The organism is Microbulbifer sp. 2205BS26-8, from assembly GCF_030731025.1.
Taxonomy (GTDB): domain Bacteria; phylum Pseudomonadota; class Gammaproteobacteria; order Pseudomonadales; family Cellvibrionaceae; genus Microbulbifer; species Microbulbifer spongiae.
Map to the genome: position 1 here is coordinate 89,840 of NZ_JAVAMR010000001.1, position 16,540 is coordinate 106,379.

Genomic DNA, 16,540 nt, shown 5'->3' on the forward strand with positions numbered 1-16,540 from the left:
AAAAGGAATTTTATCTCGTGATACATATCGATCTTAAACGGCTTGTGGATAACATGACACCGTATATGCGCGATGCTCTTGAAGGCGCCGCGGGGCTGTGTCTGGCGCAAAATCAATACAATGTTGAGCTTGAACACTGGATGTTGAAGCTTTTGGATCGGTCTGATACGGATCTCTACCTGCTAGTGAAAGAACATGGTGGCAATCCGGAAAGGTTAGCCAAACAGCTGGCAACTGCCATCGCGGGGTTCCGTACCGGCAGCAGTCGTCCCCCGGCGTTGTCGCCGACTATTGTGGAAGTCAGTAAAAATGCCTGGATGCTCGCCTCTATTGACTATGGTCACCGCGCTATTGGTTCGGGACATTTTTTGGCTGCCTTGATACTGGAGGAAACCTCTAGAAGGCAGATACTGGAATCCTGCCCGGAACTTAAAAACATTGCACCCGAATCCCTTCGGGAAACAGCGCGGGCCATGTTTGGCCAGAGTGGGGAATCCAGCCATTCAGTAACGAATGTGACAAAGGATGGAGACAATACTGCAGCGACCGTGGTAGTGAGCAAGGCGCCGGCGCTGGACAAATACACCATTAATTTAACCGAAAGGGCCAGGCAGGGGGAAGTGGATCCAGTTCTTGGCCGGGATGAAGAAATTCGCCAGTGTATTGATATTTTGACACGCCGCCGACAGAACAATCCGATACTGACCGGTGAAGCTGGTGTGGGTAAAACTGCCGTGGTTGAGGGTTTTGCCCTGCGAATTGCCAGCGGTGATGTACCCGAACCGCTCAGAGGGGTGACGGTTCGCACTCTGGATCTCGGTCTCTTGCAGGCCGGTGCCAGTGTCAAAGGTGAATTCGAAAACCGCCTGAAGTCCGTGATTGGAGAGATTCGCGCTTCGGCAACGCCGATCATTTTGTTTATCGATGAAGCCCATACCATGATAGGTGCAGGCGGTAAGGAAGGACAGGGAGATGCAGCCAACCTGTTAAAGCCGGCTCTGGCCAGGGGGGAACTGCGCACACTTGCGGCGACCACCTGGGCGGAATATAAAAAATATTTTGAGCGCGACCCCGCACTGACCAGGCGTTTCCAGGTTGTGAAAGTAGAGGAGCCTGGTGAAGAAAATGCCATCGATATGATGCGTGGTATTGCCAACAGTCTGGAGCAGCATCACAAAGTGCGTATCCTGGATGAGGCTATTATCGCTTCTGTAAAACTGTCACATCGCTATATTCCCGGACGCCAGTTACCGGATAAATCCGTGAGCCTGTTAGATACCGCCTGCGCCCGGGTTGCGCTCAGCCAGTCTTCTACACCTGGATCTATTGAAGATGCCCGCAACACGATCGCTCGCACCGAAACAACTCTGAGTAAGCTGGAGCGTGAAAACGCAGCTCTGGGTGGATATGAAGACGAGTTGGCCGAGCTGAATGCGGTTAAGCAAACGGAAGAACAGCGTTTAACCACGCTTGAGCAGCAGTTGGTTAAAGAGCGTGAGTTGGTCGGGCAGATCCGGAACCTACGCGATCAAATTGATGCGGAATTTATGAATATTCAGGACAGTGATGGGGTACCGGATGCCGCCGCACTGGCGGATTGTCAACAACAGCTTAAATCTCTCTCTGCGGACCTGCTGGAGGTCCAGGGCAATACCCCTTTAATACAACCCGCTGTGGATGAGCAGGCCATTGCTGCAGTGGTTGCTAACTGGACAGGGATTCCCCTTGGCAAGATGGTGAGCGATGAGATCATCGCCGTGAAGACTTTGGCCGAACGCTTAAACAAACGCATTATCGGGCAGCCTCACGCGATTGAAGCAATCGCACAGGCCATTCGCACCGCTCGCGCCGGTCTGACCGACCCCCGCAAGCCTGTGGGCGTATTTATGTTCTGCGGCACCAGCGGTGTGGGTAAAACCGAGACCGCACTGGCCCTGGCGGATGAACTCTTTGGCGGTGAGCAGAATATCACAACTATTAATATGGCCGAGTTTAAAGAGGAGCATAAGGTTTCCATGTTACTCGGTTCACCCCCCGGCTATGTCGGATACGGCGAAGGTGGAGTATTGACCGAAGCTGCACGACGCAAGCCGTATTCGGTCATTTTATTGGATGAGATTGAAAAAGCCCATCCCGGGGTGCAGGATATTTTCTACAATCTGTTTGATAAAGGCAGCATAAAAGACGGTGAGGGTCGGGATATCGATTTCAAGAATACCGTTATTATCATGACCTCCAATGCCGGCGAGGAGGCGATCAGGGCTATCTTTAACCAGGTGGAGGAGAGGCCGGAACCGGAGGTATTACTGGATAATATCCGCTCTCACCTTTTACAGAAATTCAAACCGGCATTTCTCGGTCGCTCTAATGTGATTGCCTATTATCCGCTGGATGATGAGGATCTGATGACCATTTGCAAACTCCATATGTGCAAGATCGAGAAACGTATAGGGGAGCATTATGGTGCATCCTTTTCATTTGATGAAAATGCGTTGATCAATATCGTCGCCCGGTGTCATGAGACTGATACAGGTGCCCGTAATATCGAAGTTATTCTCAACAGGACCATCCTGCCTGAATTGGCCAGTGTGTGTCTGGATAAAATGGCGAAAGGCGAAACGGTCAAAAGCATCAGGGTGTCTGGGAGTGCAACCGGCGACTTATCATACAACGTAGATTAAATCGAAGGTGCAGTCATGAGACAGTGTGCTTGAGCACTCAAGCGGGCTTTAGGCCGCCCACGATTTGATGTACAGGTATCACTGGCAGACAAAATTCGGTTGTGAATTGATCTGATTTTCCATGATCCCCACCACCAACTGATGGTGGGGATCCTTTGGGTGTCATTGGCTTGGCAGTCTATTTCGCAACCGGGGTACGGTTTTGTGCCAATACCTCTCCCATGGCCATGCAGCGACGGCTCGAGTAAAGGTGATTTTTAAGTGCCTTGACCAGAGTCGGCTTGAGTTGTTGATTTTCTTCCAGTGTGTCTTTGAGTTTCTGTGCCCCCGCTTTGTTGCAGATCAACGGAAAGATACTCGCATAAGTGCTCAGTAACTCCGGAGAATCCTCAGCGTTGATTTGCTCCAATACTTCAAAAATACGTGCGCTGTTGTTATTAAACGGGCCGATTTGTTCGGAGGGAAACATCGAATAGGCGGCCTCCCGGAGTTCACTCAATTTGTATTTATCCCGATGCATGCTCAGGTTGTCCAGCCACTTTTGTTTACTTTGTGGCAGTGGGCGTACAGCTTCTGCTGCAATGGCGTTGAGTTTTGCACGGTCGGAATTGTCCGTTTGTAACTCGCGCTCAACAGCCTGTTCGTAGTCGGAAAATAAATAACGATTTTGCAGAGTGATCAGGTCCCAGCGCATATCCGGGTCCAGTTTAAGACCATCAACAGCCAGCTCCCCTAACAGCATCTGTCTGGCATTGGAGAGGGCACGGGGGGAATGGGCTGTACCGGTAAAGGCCCTGAACCAGGTTTTCTGCCTGTCACTACCTGCGGGAGACTGCTGCAACTGTTCCCAGATGAATTTTTCGATGGACAGTTGCAGTGCATCCCGGCGTGCACTTTCAATGGGAATTTGACTCAGGTAACTATAGACAAAGCCCAGATTGCGGGCATTCAAACGAACCGCGTTAATATCTTCTTCAGCGGCACCATTGCTGAGAAGGAAGCTGATATATTTGTCCAGTGGCAGTTTTGCATCATAAGTACTGTCAAACAGGCTCTGCCACAACATCAAGCGCACAAAGGGTGGTTCGATCTGGTTAATGTGTTTTGACATGTTCTCCACGGACACAGGATCCAGATTTATTTTGACAAATGCCCAGTCTCCTTCGTTGGGATAGAGAATCTCCGGGCAGGGAAGGCCTACGGCCTCCTTTACTTTGGTTATTGCGCCGCTGTACAGCACAGGCAGAGTTGCAACCCGCTTCATACTGTCGCCATTCATGCGGTAGAAACCGAGTTGTGTGCGTTGTGTCCGCAAGATCGGATATTCCGTGGGCGCAGTCTGTGTCAGCGTCAGTTCTGTAATTTGACCTTTTTGACACTGAAAGCTGGTCTCAATGGTGTTCAGGCCAGCTTTGTAGAGCCACTGTTGTTGCCACTGTTCCAGATCCATCCCGGCGGCTGCACCCAGATGGCCCATAAAGTCATCCAGAGTCGAGTTGCGGTAGGACAACTCTTTCAGATAGTTGCTGACTCCCTTTCGAAACGCCTCCTTGCCCAGGTAGTAGGGGAGCTGTTTAAGGATAGAGCCGCCTTTCCCGTAAGTGATACCATCAAAATTAGCGAAAGCCTCATCGGTGTTTTGGACTGGCAATTGAATAGCATGGGTAGTGGGGCGTTGGTCTGCGTTATAGGCCCATTGTTTGGTGCCGAGATAAAAATTTTCCCAGACATTGGTAAATTCACTGTTTTCCGCTAGGGACAGGTTGGCCATATAGGTGGCGAAACTCTCGTTCAGCCATAAGTCATCCCACCAGTTCATGGTCACCAGATCGCCAAACCACTGGTGGGCCATTTCATGGGCAATCACATTGGCAAGACGCATTCGCTGTGCTTGGGTTTTCTCACCACGGGAAACGTAACTATCGTTAAAAGTCACTGACCCTACGTTTTCCATAGCACCGGCATTGAAATCGGGTACCAGAATCTGGTCGTACTTTTTAAAAGGATAATCAATGTCAAAGTAGGGCTGAAAAAACGCAAAAGACTGTTTGGTAAAAGTGAACCAGTCTTCGGGCTTAACATACTGTGCCAGACTTTGGCGGGCCATCAATCGCAGGGGAATGCCATCGGCCTCGTCTTCCCAGATATGATAGGGGCCGGCGTGAAGGGAGAAAACATAGGATGAGAACTTCTGGCTTTGCGGGAAGAACCAGTGACGCAATTCCCCCTTTTTCTCTATACGGTTTTCCCGCTCGGCACTAATCACTATCCAATCTTTGGGAGCGGTAACGTCCAGGGTATAGCGCGCTTTGAGATTTGGCTGGTCGAAATGCGGGAACAGACGGTTCGCGTCATAGGGTTCGAAGTCTGTGTACGTATAGACTTTGCCATCTTTGGGATCCTCAAAGCGATGAAGTCCGGAGCCGTTTTTAGAAAAGGGGTGCTGGAAATGCACCGTGATAGCATGCTGTAAATTGGGGATGAACTGTGCGGCAATCGTAATAAAGTGGCCGTTGTACTCGACGGGAATATTCTGGCCGTCCACAGCGACAGATTCTACCGTACCCCCAGCGAAATCGATTGTCAGTGGTTGCTGCAGGATATGCTGGAAGGTCGTATCGGCTGTGACAGTGCCGGAGAAGCGATCGCTCTCCCTGTCTAAATTGACACTGAGCTGGTAGTCCACCTGGGCCACCTGTTGCTTGCGCAGTTTGGCGTACTCTTCAGAAAGCCCCGCTGCCGCAGTTCTGGCCTGGGGTATGGCCACTGCATCGGGGGCGGATTTTGGCGCGCTGGAATCCTGGCTGCAAGCGGCCAGGGTGATACTGCAGATCAGGGTGACGGCAAGCCCGGGTGCCGCCAGTTTGCTCTTGTGGGTCATATTTTCCTCTCTGTACTGGCTACGTTTTCATTATTCTTGATTGCTAATATGGATGCAGCAGGCCCTGTTGCCGTGTGAGTGAATAACGGCAGCATCGCAAAACCTGCTGGTAGGAATGTGGTGGTCGGTCCCATCCACTAGGGTGGGTAGCTTCGTAAAACCAATAAACTGCCAAATGGACAGTCTACCCGATGAGCTGCAGGCAGGTTTATTACCAGGCGGGATTATACGCTAAAAGGTTGAATTTGTGCGATGAGCTCCAGTTTCGCTTCCCAGGGTGATTAGTCCCCCCCGTAATAGTGCCCTACATGGAGAGAGTCGGGAAGTTTTGCTATATGTAAACCAGAACACCCTGTGGGTGCACGCAGAGCAGAGCCCCGCGTTGGCACTGCGCTTAAGGGATAGTGACACTTCCGGCGGCACTGTCAGTTACCCTTGGCGCCCATCGGTAACTACTGGACGAATCAGGTCGTCCCTATGAGTTACCAGCAATGACCCGAAGGGGACTGGGGACAGGGCCGGCATTCCATTGGGTGGAGTATTTTTGCTCCCTATTTTCCAAGAAAGGCGTTACTGGCCAGCCCAGGCTGTAATAACTAAGGAAGGGATACGTGCTATCGCCGAGAGGACGCCCCTGTGAAAACCCTGCGACTGATCCTTGGTGATCAACTGAATCACAAGCATTCCTGGTACCGCGAAAACGGTGACGAGGTGCTCTACTTTATCGCAGAGATGCGTCAGGAAACGGATTATACAGTACATCATATCCAAAAAATCGTGGCCTTCTTTGAGGCTATAAGCAAGTTTGCCAATTGGCTGGAATCCCATGGGAAGCGGGTTATTTACTACCAATTAGATCACAGGGAAAACCAGCAAAACCTTGCGGGAAATATCAAGCAGCTGATCAAGCGTTTTGCTATTCGGAAGTTTGAGTACCAGCTCCCGGATGAGTACCGTCTGGATCAACAGTTGAAAATGCTCACCCGGGAACTGGACATAGAGTGCTGTGCCTACGACACGGAACACTTTTTTACCAGCAGAGAGATGTTGTCGAATTTTTTCCGTGGTAAAAAAATTCTGCTAATGGAAAAATTCTATCGTCATATGCGCAAAGAGCACGAAATCCTCGTTACGTCACGAGGCGAACCGGAGGGCGGCAAATGGAATTACGACCAGAGTAACCGCAACAAGTGGAAGGGCGATTTGCCAGTGCCCAGACAATGCCGGTTTCGCAAGGATGTGAGTAACACCCTGGCCCGTATCCGGCAAGCGGGTGTAAAAACCATAGGGGAAATAACACCAGAAGGGTTTTCATGGCCGGGAGACCGCAAAGACAGTTTGAAAATGCTGCAACACTTTTGTAACCACCTGTTGCCACACTTTGGTGACTATCAGGATGCCATGGATCCAGAGGAAACTTATCTTTTCCACAGCCGACTCAGCTTTTCTCTCAATTGCAAGCTGTTGAGTCCACGAGAGGTGATAGACGCCGCAATTCATCGGTGGCGAAAAAGCCGGCGGACTGTTCATATCAACCAGGTCGAGGGGTTTGTCCGGCAGATATTGGGATGGCGGGAATATATGCGCGGTATTTATTGGCGAGAGATGCCCGGATACACGCACTGCAATGTCTTGCAGAACAGAAATCGACTGCCGAAATGGTATTGGACGGCGGATACTGACATGAACTGCCTGTACCACACAATCAAAAACAGTCTGGAGCACAGCTATGCGCACCATATACAGCGCCTGATGGTTACAGGAAACTTTGCGCTTCTCACGCAGATACACCCGGATCAGATCGATGCCTGGTATCTGGGAATCTATATAGATGCTGTCCAGTGGGTGGAGATGCCCAATACACGGGGTATGAGTCAATTTGCCGATGGCGGATTGATCGCCACCAAACCTTATATTAGTAGCGGCGCTTACATTAACAAAATGAGTAACTACTGCCGGGATTGCAAGTATAACGTCAATAAAAAGACGGGTGAGGGGGCATGTCCATTCAATTATCTTTACTGGAATTTCTTGATGGAAAAGTATGCCTATTTCAAAGGCAATCCCAGAATGGCCATGGTACTCAGCATATTAGATAAAAAATCAAAAAAAGAGCGGCAGAGTATACGCCACCAGGCCAATAGCTTTATTCGGTCAATGAGTAAGTAATTTTTGGTATTTTTATCGCTGATATCTCCAATTTCCCAAAAACTGAAACGGGAAAATAAAAGTTGTCTGTGCAAAATCTCCTTTGACCGACATTGGGTTGCGGAGAATCCCGCGCTATGGCTTCATTACCTAAACGGCGCTGCGGTTCCACAGAGGTGTTAATACCCTGTTGTGTGCTAGCCAGAACACGCCTGCATAGCGAATAACAAAATGAGCATGCTGCTGGCCGCTACCGGTCACGGCTTAGGGCAACTGTGCAGCGCTGTCAGGTTTTCGGGCGATAGCCGAATCAGTCATAGGCCCTCAGGGTGATTGCAGAGTGAATACTCAATCTCCTGAGGATACTGACGCAGCCTTTTCATGTTTGCGCAGGCGAAATGCCAGCCAGATCATGGGCAGGCCGAAAATGATCGCATAGGCTCCAATCACCCATACCAATGCAAGGGCTCCGGCACCGGGGCTGACCAGTATGGCAATACCGAAAATGACCGAGAGTATGCCGATTGCAATCAGCAGCCACTCGTTGTCAATCTCCTTGCGCAGGCGAACCGCCCCGACAATTTCAAAAATACCCCGTACCAGTGCCCAGGCACCAATAAAAATCACCAGCACTAAGGCGGTAATCTGTGGATAAAGGAAAGTCACGATACCGGCAGCCAGGCTGATTAACCCGGATACAATCAGCCACCATAAGGGCGAGGATTTGTGTCGCCCAAGAACAGCCGCAACCAGGGAAAAAATACCATCCAGCAAGGCGTAAATACCGAATAGCAAAACCAGGGTAAGCAGAGTAAGGCCCGGCCAGATAAATGTGAGTACACCAAAAATAACCGCGATGATTCCCCGAAGCAGCAGTAGCCACCAGTTGGCCGACAGTGCCGGTAAAATTCGACTCGCAGGAAAAGAAGAGGGATCAGTGGACATACAGTAATACCCAAATGACATCTTTTCTTCAGTTTAAGTCTTACCGGGCATAAATACCCAGTTTTTGGGGAATTTTCCCAGCTAATGAATGAAAAAACGGAGGAATTGATGGAGGCGGCCCACGAGCGCGACCCGACAGTCGACTCTGCAAAGACCGGGATCGCGCCGCGGGCCGCTATCTCCAGTGTAGCTGCAACTGGCGAATTGGGTTTGTGGAGTACAAGTCAGGGCCGTTGCCGCGTTGCGAAGGCTGTTCTATGGTGGACAATTTTTGAATGCTCGTCAGTGTTTCAAAGGCGCTGCGGACAGGTTTTCCACAACCCATTTGATTACTCGGTGAATAGGAGTGAAGGCTCCCCAGCAGGGATGCTGGGGAAAACCTTAGACTTTGTCTATCAGGAAAGCGTACTGAGCACGCTGCGCAGTTTGTCAACAATTGCGTCGATCTCATGCTTTTCAATAACCAGCGGTGGCGACATGCACAGGGCGTCGCCGATACCGCGAGTCATCACGCCCGCCTCCCAGGCCATGCCGGAAACCTTGGCACCGAATTTACCACTGAGCTTTTCCGGTGCGCGCAGCTCAATCGCACCCACCAGGCCGTAATTGCGCACATCAATCACATTGTGCCCGTCTCCCAGACTGTGCAGGGCATCTTCCCAGTATTTGGCAATGTCGCCGGAGGCACGGGTGAGCAGACCTTCGCGCTCGTAGATATCCAAAGTCGCCATACCTGCGGCACAGGCCACCGGATGTGCAGAGTAGGTGTAGCCGTGGAAGAATTCGACCATACCTTCCCCAGCGGCATCCATGATGGTGTTGTGTATCTCCTCCTGTACGAATACCGCACTAAGGGGCACTGTTGCATTGGTAATACCCTTGGCCGAGGTAATCATATCCGGGGTGACACCAAACTCGATGGCGCCGAACGCGGAACCGGTGCGGCCCCAGCCCGAAATTACCTCGTCGAAAATCAGCAGCAGGTCGTGCTTGTCGCAGATGGCGCGCAGGCGCTGCAGGTAGCCCTTTGGTGGCAACACCACACCGCCGGCCCCGGCAAAAGGCTCTACGATGACCGCGGCAATCTGGTCTGCACCGTGGAAATTCACCAGGCGCTCCAGGTCTTCCGCCAGTTCCACACCGTGCAGCGGCAGGCCCCGGCTAAAGGCATTGCGCTTGATATCCAGTGTGTGGCGCAGATGGTTGGCTTTTACCGGCTGGCCAAAACTCTGGTAATTGGGGGCAATACCGCCCACGGAAATACCACCGAAGTTCACCCCGTGGTAGCCTTTTTCACGGCCGATAAACATGGTGCGGGTGCCCTTGCCGCGCGCGCGCTGGTACTGCAGGGCAATTTTCAGTGCGGTTTCCACCGCCTCCGAGCCGGAGTTGCCGAAAAACACATGGTTCAGGCCATCGGGTGTATGTTGTATCAGGCGCTCGGCGTATTCGAAACCCAATTCGTGGCCGAAGTTAAAGATGGAGCTGTAGTCGAGGGTTTTCGCCTGTTTGTAGATCGCATCGGCGATCTCCGTGCGGCCGTGGCCGGCGTTGCTGCACCAGAGACCTGCAGTGGCGTCGATAATCTGGCGTCCGCCCTTTTCAGTGAGGTAAATGCCCTCTGCACGTTCCACAATCCGCGGCGCGGACTTAAAGGCGCGATTGGGTGTAAAGGGCATCCAGAACGCGTTGGTTTGCAATTCAGACATAGACAGTATCTCCGCAGGTTCCCTGAAATTTCAATGTGTATCGGTGCGGGAGCTACGGGCTCCCGGCGCTTGTTTCAGGTGCTTTCCACCGGTATGGACAAGCACGAGTCGTTGTCGTTCAAAGCCGGCATCAGGTGCCGAAGCAGCAGTATTTGGTCTCATAAAATTCGGCCATGCCCTCGACACCGCCCTCGCGGCCAATGCCCGACTCCTTATTGCCGCCGAACGGTGCCACGGTGGTGGAGAAAACGCCGGTATTGCAGGCCACCATGCCGTATTCCAGTGCTTCCACCACACGATTCGCGCGTCGGATATTCTCACTCATCACATAAGCGGCGAGGCCATAGGGTGTAGCGTTTGCGCGGCGGATTACATCGGTTTCGTCGGTAAATTGTTGCACCGCAGCAATGGGGCCAAAATTCTCCTCTGTAGCGATACGCATATCGTCGGACACACCGGTAAGCAAAGTGGGTGCAAAATAATTCTCGCCATTTGGCAGTGGCTCGCCACCGATTTCCAGGTTTGCACCGGATGCCACTGCATCCTGCACCAGGTCCCAAACCCGCTCCACCGCGCGGCGGAAGATCATTGGGCCCATATTGATCCCGGCCTCTGTGCCGTGACCGATCTTCAGTGCGGTCATTTCGGTGCGCAGCTTCTCAACAAACTCATCATGTACGGCTTGATGCACATAGATGCGGTTGGTGGCCACACACACCTGGCCCGCGTTGCGAAACTTGGTGGCCATACAGGCTTTCACCGTCGTGTCCATATCCGTATCATCAAAAACGATAAACGGCGCATTGCCGCCGAGTTCCATGGACATTTTTTTGACGGTGCTGGCACACTGGGCCATCAGCAGTTTGCCCACAGCGGTGGAACCGGTAAATGTGAATTTAGCCACACGCGGATCCTGGGTCAGCACCCTGCCGATACCGGCGGCATCGCTACCGGTCACCACATTGATGGTTCCCTTTGGCAGGCCAGCCTCATGCGCCAGCTGACACAGTGCCAGCGCAGACAGCGGGGTTTCCTGGGCGGGCTTGATCACCACGGTACAGCCGGCGGCCAGCGCCGGTGCCGCCTTGCGGGTGATCATGGCATTGGGGAAATTCCACGGGGTGATGCAGGAAACCACCCCCACTGGCTGGCGGATAGTGCTCAATCGCATGGCCGGGTTGTGGGTGGGAATGGTCTGTCCATAGACCCGGCGGCACTCCTCGGCAAACCACTCGATAAACGAGGCGCCATAGAGAATCTCGCCCTGGGCTTCCGCCAGGGGCTTGCCTTGCTCCAGGGTAAGAATGCGTGCCAGATCCCCGCTGTTTTCCACAATCAACTGGTACCATCGCTTGAGGGTGGCGGCGCGCTCAGCCGCAGTGCGGCGGCGCCATTCCGGCAAGGCAGCAGTGGCAGCGGTCACGGCGGTCTCTGCATCCGCCGCCGAACCATCGGCCACATTGCCCAGCAGCTCGCCATTGGCAGGATCGCACACCGCCATGGTGCGCGCAGCAGCCCGCCAGGTGCCATCAATATAATTCTGAAATTTCAACAGGTCTGGATTTGCCAGTTTCACGAGAAAACTCCCGATAAACAGTGTTTGGTTATGGTATTACGCCGATTCTGGCGGCTGTGAAGCGCAGAAAATAGTACTATTTTTGCAACTATAATTTATATTTATCAAACTTTAACCGATCTTGTACAACAGCTGTTTTCTGCGCTGTCTGCAAAGTGTGCACACTCTACGCCAGAGAACCCACAAGCACAGGGGAAAAGCTGCCAAATGCGCAAGACTAAAAAAGCCCTGAGCGGACGACTCAGTGACATGGACCTGCGCCTGTTGCGGGTTTTTCGCGAGGTGGTACGTGCCGGTGGCCTGGCCCCGGCAGAAGTGGCCCTCAATATCGGCCGCTCCACCATCAGTGTGCATCTCTCCGACCTCGAGGCGCGCCTGGGTATGCAGCTGTGCCTGCGCTCCCGCGGGCGGGCCGATTTCAAGCTGACACCGGAGGGGGAAGACCTCTACCGCGCCATCCTGGAGCTGGACGGTCACCTGGCGGCGTTCAAAAGCCAGGTAAACGCCATTCAGTCCCAGCTGACCGGCACCCTGCGCCTGGTGATGCCGGATGATCTGCTGGAAATCCCGCGGCTGGACCTGCCCGCTACGATCAACCGCCTGCGAAACCGGGCTCCCCAGTTACAACTGGAGCTGCAGCTGGCTGCCCCCCAGGAGCTGGAATTGGAGATTCTTGCCAATCGCGCCGATGTGGGCATCAATCCCCTGCACTCTCGTCGCCCCGGCCTAAAATACCAGCCCCTGTTTCACCACCAATCCATTCTCTACTGCGGTGCCAATCATCCCTGTGCCAGTGCCGACCGGGTAAGTGAAGAGTTGCTGACTCAGCAGGCACTGGCCGCCCCCAGCCACGCCGTATTTTCCGGTGCCGCTCACTTATACCGCCTTTTCCCCAATCGCTCCACCGCCAATCATATGGCCGCACGGCTGGCCATGATCCTCTCCGGCTGTTTTATCGGGTTTCTGCCCGAATATTTGGCACGGCGCTATGTAGAGGCTGGCAAACTGGTATCTCTCTTGCCGGAGCACTTTCACTACCGCATCCTCAATGCGGTCACTTACAAAAAAAATGCTGCGGAGCACCCGGCGGTGCGGTTGTTCCTGGAGGCTTTGGTGATTCGTGAATCACCCTGCCATCAGGGCGGACATAATCCATTGAATTGACGTCCTTGCATGACCGGTTCGACAACGGAGCACTGCCTGTATTTCCAATGTGCGCACCTGCCGGCAAGTGGCAGGGCCTGCACCCGAGCCGGCTGGTTGCCGGATACGGTTGTGCCATATTCTGGCAGGCGGGTACCCGGCCCAACTGGGTCTCCACCGTGATGGGACAGTGTTAACCGCGACTCTGTCTGTAAAGGTAGCGCTATACTGGCGCCAGCCTATTTGCCCTGCCTGCGTGGCGAAGATCCGGATCATACGCTTTTATTAATGCCATGGAATACAAGGACTACTACAGGATACTCGGTCTTGAGCGAGGTGCGGATCAGGCCGAGATCAAGCGTGCCTACCGCAAACTGGCGCGTAAATATCATCCTGATGTCAGCAGTGAAAAGAACAGCGAAGAACATTTTAAAGAGGTGAACGAAGCTTACGAAGTGCTCAAGGACCCGGAGAAGCGCGCCGCTTACGACCGGCTTGGCGCCGGCTACCAGCCCGGCCAGGATTTCCACCCGCCGCCGGGCTGGGATGAAGGGTTCGAATTCCATGGCGGTGGTTACACCAATGCGGACCCGGAAGCGTTCAGCGACTTTTTCGAAAGTCTCTTCGGTCGGGGCGGGTTCAGCCAGACCTATGGCAGTCGGCAGCGGCGCCAGTACAACGCCCAGGGGGAGAACACCTATGCCCGTATAGCGATTGATCTGGAGGACAGTTACCGCGGGGGTACCCGCCAGATCACCCTGAAGCACCCAACGCTTGGTGCAGACGGGCGCCCGCAGCTTCGTGAACGCACGCTCAACGTCAAGATTCCCAAGGGCATTATCGGGGGGCAGCAGATACGCCTGGCGGGACAGGGCGAGCCGGGTATGGGGACAGGCGCACCCGGAGACCTGTATTTGGAAATCAGTTTCAATCCCCATGCGCTTTACCATACCGAGGGCAAGACCGTATTTCTGGACTTACCCCTCACGCCCTGGGAAATCGCACTTGGGGCCAAGGTACAGGTGCCCACCCCGGATGGGCCGGTAAAGATGACCATTCCCGCCAACAGCGCCAATGGTAAAAAGCTGCGTCTCAAGGGCCGGGGAATCCCGGCCAGACAGCCGGGAGACATGGTTGTCGTACTGCAGACGGTAACACCCCCGGCCAATACCGATGCCCAGCGCGAGGCCTACCGGCAGTTTGGCAAGGCGTTCGAGTTCAACCCGCGCAAGATCATGGGGGGCTGAAGGTGAGAGACGAAGAGTTCGAGCAGGTGGCGGGGGTGCTGTTGGACGAAGAGAGCGAGCTGAGCCTGGGCGAGCTTTGCCATGCCTGCGGTATGTCGGCAGAGCGCATTATGACCCTGGTGGAAGAGGGAATTATCGAGCCCAGCCGCGCCGGCGCCTCCTGGCGCTTCAGTGGTGTTTGTGTGCGCCGGGTGCGCCGCGTTTATACCCTGGAGCAGGATCTTGGCGTCAATCTTGCCGGTGCGGCCCTGGCTATTGAGTTACTTGAAGAAATAGAGCGGCTGCAGGCACATCTGTCCCGGCTGGAGGAGCGGCACAAGGGATAGTGGCCTTGGGCCTGAGTCAGGCAACCCTGGACCCCGGGCGCAAGGGGGGAAACCCGCCCCGCAGTGTAATCACAGAGCGGCCCTGGTAATCGTCGTAATCAGATAGCCGGTATACCCGAGATAGGCCAGCAGCAGCGCAGCACCTTCCCAACGGTTGATGCGACCCTGGCCGCGGTAACCGTAAGCGAATACAAAAAGGGCAATGGTCAGGCCGATGACCATCGGCCAATCCCTTGTGAGCACTTCCGGCGGCACGTTTGGCATAGGTGCGATAGTGCCGGCGATGCCCACCACGGCCAGCAGGTTGAACATGTTTGAGCCGACCACATTGCCAATGGCGATATCATGCTCCCCCTTGCGCGCAGCCACGATTGTTGCGGCGAGTTCCGGCAGTGAGGTGCCCAGAGCGACAATGGTGAGGCCGATAACCAGGTCGCTGACCCCCAGGGATTCGGCAACCGTCACCGCTCCCCACACCAGCATACGGGAACTGGCAATCAACAGCAGCAGCCCGGTTACTACCCAAAAGAGGGCCCGGCCCAGGGGCATGGCGTGCGCCTCCAACTCGCCTGCCAGGTCTTCCTCCATTCGATCCCCCTTACCCTGCAGTGCAGAAAAGATACTCCAGCCGATCAAGGCAAAGAAACCCGTTAACAGGATAATGGCCTCCCATCGTTCCAGCTTGTCGTTCCACAAAAAGGCGCCACTCAGCAGGGTGATGGCCAGCAGAAGTGGCAGCTCCTTACGCACGATTTTTGAGTGTACCGTCAGGGGAATAATGAGTGCGCTGAGGCCGAGGATCAGGCCGGTATTGGCAATATTGGAGCCATAGGCGTTGCCCAGCGCCAGGCCGGGGCTGCCATTTAAAGCCGCGATGGCGGAGACCACCATTTCCGGGGCGGAGGTGCCAAAGCCGACGACCACCATACCGATCAGCAGTGTGGGCATACCGGCGTGCCTGGCGGTAGCTGCGGCACCTTCCACAAACTGATCGGCGCTCCAGACCAGCACAACAAATCCGGCGATGATAGCGACAGCGGCGAGCACCATAGGCAATCCTTAATCGAACAGAGGGGGCACTGCCCCGCAAACGGGGGCCGATTGTACCGGCTCTGGCGGATACAAACAGGGGGGGCTGCTCTTTGTGTGGCGCAGGTGGTGGAAATCAATAAAATGTCCGGTCAGTCAGACAGTTTTTTGCCCCTGTGAGCTACAGTCTTTGCATGACCCGGTAAATCCGTGGGATGGCGTGTGAATGCCATCCCCAGGTGCGGGGTTGGGGTGGCTGGTGAGTATTGTCTGCACAGGCCAGTCAGACCATGTCTGGCAGGTGCTGCAATATCTCCATACCAGCTGCTGTGCGGGATTAACGATAGGAGGCCGATATGCGACTCAAAACTTCGATTGGAGTACTGGCTGCGGTGATGGTGCTGACCCTGTCTGCCTGCGGGCAGAAGAAGGAGGGGATGGGCGAAGGAATGGGAATGGATAAATCAGAAATGGGTTGTTGCCAGCACGGAGAGAATGCCTGTGCCAGCGATGTCACCAAATCCCAGTGTGATCAAATGGCGGGCAAATTTCATAAGGATCACATGTGCAGCACGGATGCTGGCAAGTGTACCCGCAAGGAGCGCTGATAGTTTCGGGCGTGTTACAGATTGGTAACACGCCTGTGTGCATCCTATCCTGCCCAAACTGCCGTTCTTTCTGAGTGTGACACCGCTACGCCTGTTGCTGGTTTTTGTGGCGATGGCAGCGCTGTGGATACGGTCTTCATGACCCCCTGAGCCAGGCCGGCACCCCCCGGCCAACCTCTTTGTGGCCCCTTGACATTAGTTACATGTGCAACTAAGTTCTTGCGCTTTAAATCAACCACTCGCAGCC

At 54.0% G+C, this 16,540-nt stretch carries 11 protein-coding genes; 6 read left to right on the forward strand and 5 right to left on the reverse strand.

Annotation, left to right across the window (positions count from 1 at the left end):
* Positions 1 to 17: 17 nt before the first annotated feature.
* Entirely contained in the window at positions 18 to 2,681 is a 2,664-nt protein-coding gene (gene tssH / locus Q5Y71_RS00360; RefSeq protein WP_306039125.1) for a type VI secretion system ATPase TssH, read from the forward strand.
* A gap of 178 nt (positions 2,682 to 2,859) precedes the next feature.
* On the opposite strand, the gene pepN is transcribed toward tssH, so the two are convergent.
* The gene (pepN, locus tag Q5Y71_RS00365; RefSeq protein ID WP_306039126.1) at positions 2,860 to 5,562 is read right to left on the reverse strand and encodes an aminopeptidase N; all 2,703 of its coding nucleotides are present in this window, start codon (positions 5,560 to 5,562) and stop codon (positions 2,860 to 2,862) included.
* 636 nt (positions 5,563 to 6,198) lie between these two features.
* Here pepN and Q5Y71_RS00370 point away from each other — a divergent pair.
* Positions 6,199 to 7,731, forward strand: a complete 1,533-nt coding sequence (locus Q5Y71_RS00370) for a cryptochrome/photolyase family protein (RefSeq protein WP_306039128.1) — start codon at positions 6,199 to 6,201, stop codon at positions 7,729 to 7,731.
* A gap of 327 nt (positions 7,732 to 8,058) precedes the next feature.
* Here Q5Y71_RS00370 and Q5Y71_RS00375 read toward each other — a convergent pair whose 3' ends face one another.
* From Q5Y71_RS00375 to Q5Y71_RS00385, 3 genes are all read right to left on the reverse strand, one after another.
* Positions 8,059 to 8,655, reverse strand: coding sequence for an HdeD family acid-resistance protein (locus Q5Y71_RS00375; RefSeq protein ID WP_301415931.1), 597 nt, complete (start codon positions 8,653 to 8,655; stop codon positions 8,059 to 8,061).
* A 395-nt stretch (positions 8,656 to 9,050) separates the two neighbouring features.
* Positions 9,051 to 10,364 (reverse strand): aminotransferase class III-fold pyridoxal phosphate-dependent enzyme, encoded by a 1,314-nt coding sequence (locus Q5Y71_RS00380; protein WP_306039130.1) that lies wholly within the window; start codon positions 10,362 to 10,364, stop codon positions 9,051 to 9,053.
* Between the two features lie 130 nt (positions 10,365 to 10,494).
* Positions 10,495 to 11,940, reverse strand: a complete 1,446-nt coding sequence (locus Q5Y71_RS00385; protein ID WP_306039131.1) for an NAD-dependent succinate-semialdehyde dehydrogenase — start codon at positions 11,938 to 11,940, stop codon at positions 10,495 to 10,497.
* Between the two features lie 207 nt (positions 11,941 to 12,147).
* On the opposite strand from Q5Y71_RS00385, the gene Q5Y71_RS00390 reads away from it, so the two are divergent.
* From Q5Y71_RS00390 to Q5Y71_RS00400, 3 genes are all read left to right on the forward strand, one after another.
* A complete protein-coding gene (locus Q5Y71_RS00390) occupies positions 12,148 to 13,104 on the forward strand; it encodes a LysR family transcriptional regulator (RefSeq protein ID WP_306039133.1) in 957 nt (318 codons plus the stop codon).
* Between the two features lie 272 nt (positions 13,105 to 13,376).
* Entirely contained in the window at positions 13,377 to 14,330 is a 954-nt protein-coding gene (locus Q5Y71_RS00395) for a DnaJ C-terminal domain-containing protein (RefSeq protein WP_306039134.1), read from the forward strand.
* A gap of 2 nt (positions 14,331 to 14,332) precedes the next feature.
* The gene (locus tag Q5Y71_RS00400; RefSeq protein WP_306039136.1) at positions 14,333 to 14,656 is read left to right on the forward strand and encodes a chaperone modulator CbpM; all 324 of its coding nucleotides are present in this window, start codon (positions 14,333 to 14,335) and stop codon (positions 14,654 to 14,656) included.
* Between the two features lie 69 nt (positions 14,657 to 14,725).
* On the opposite strand, the gene Q5Y71_RS00405 is transcribed toward Q5Y71_RS00400, so the two are convergent.
* Positions 14,726 to 15,706, reverse strand: coding sequence for a calcium/sodium antiporter (locus tag Q5Y71_RS00405; protein ID WP_306039138.1), 981 nt, complete (start codon positions 15,704 to 15,706; stop codon positions 14,726 to 14,728).
* Positions 15,707 to 16,041: 335 nt separating this feature from the next.
* On the opposite strand from Q5Y71_RS00405, the gene Q5Y71_RS00410 reads away from it, so the two are divergent.
* The gene (locus Q5Y71_RS00410) at positions 16,042 to 16,293 is read left to right on the forward strand and encodes a hypothetical protein (RefSeq protein WP_306039140.1); all 252 of its coding nucleotides are present in this window, start codon (positions 16,042 to 16,044) and stop codon (positions 16,291 to 16,293) included.
* The last annotated feature ends 247 nt before the right edge of the window (positions 16,294 to 16,540 follow it).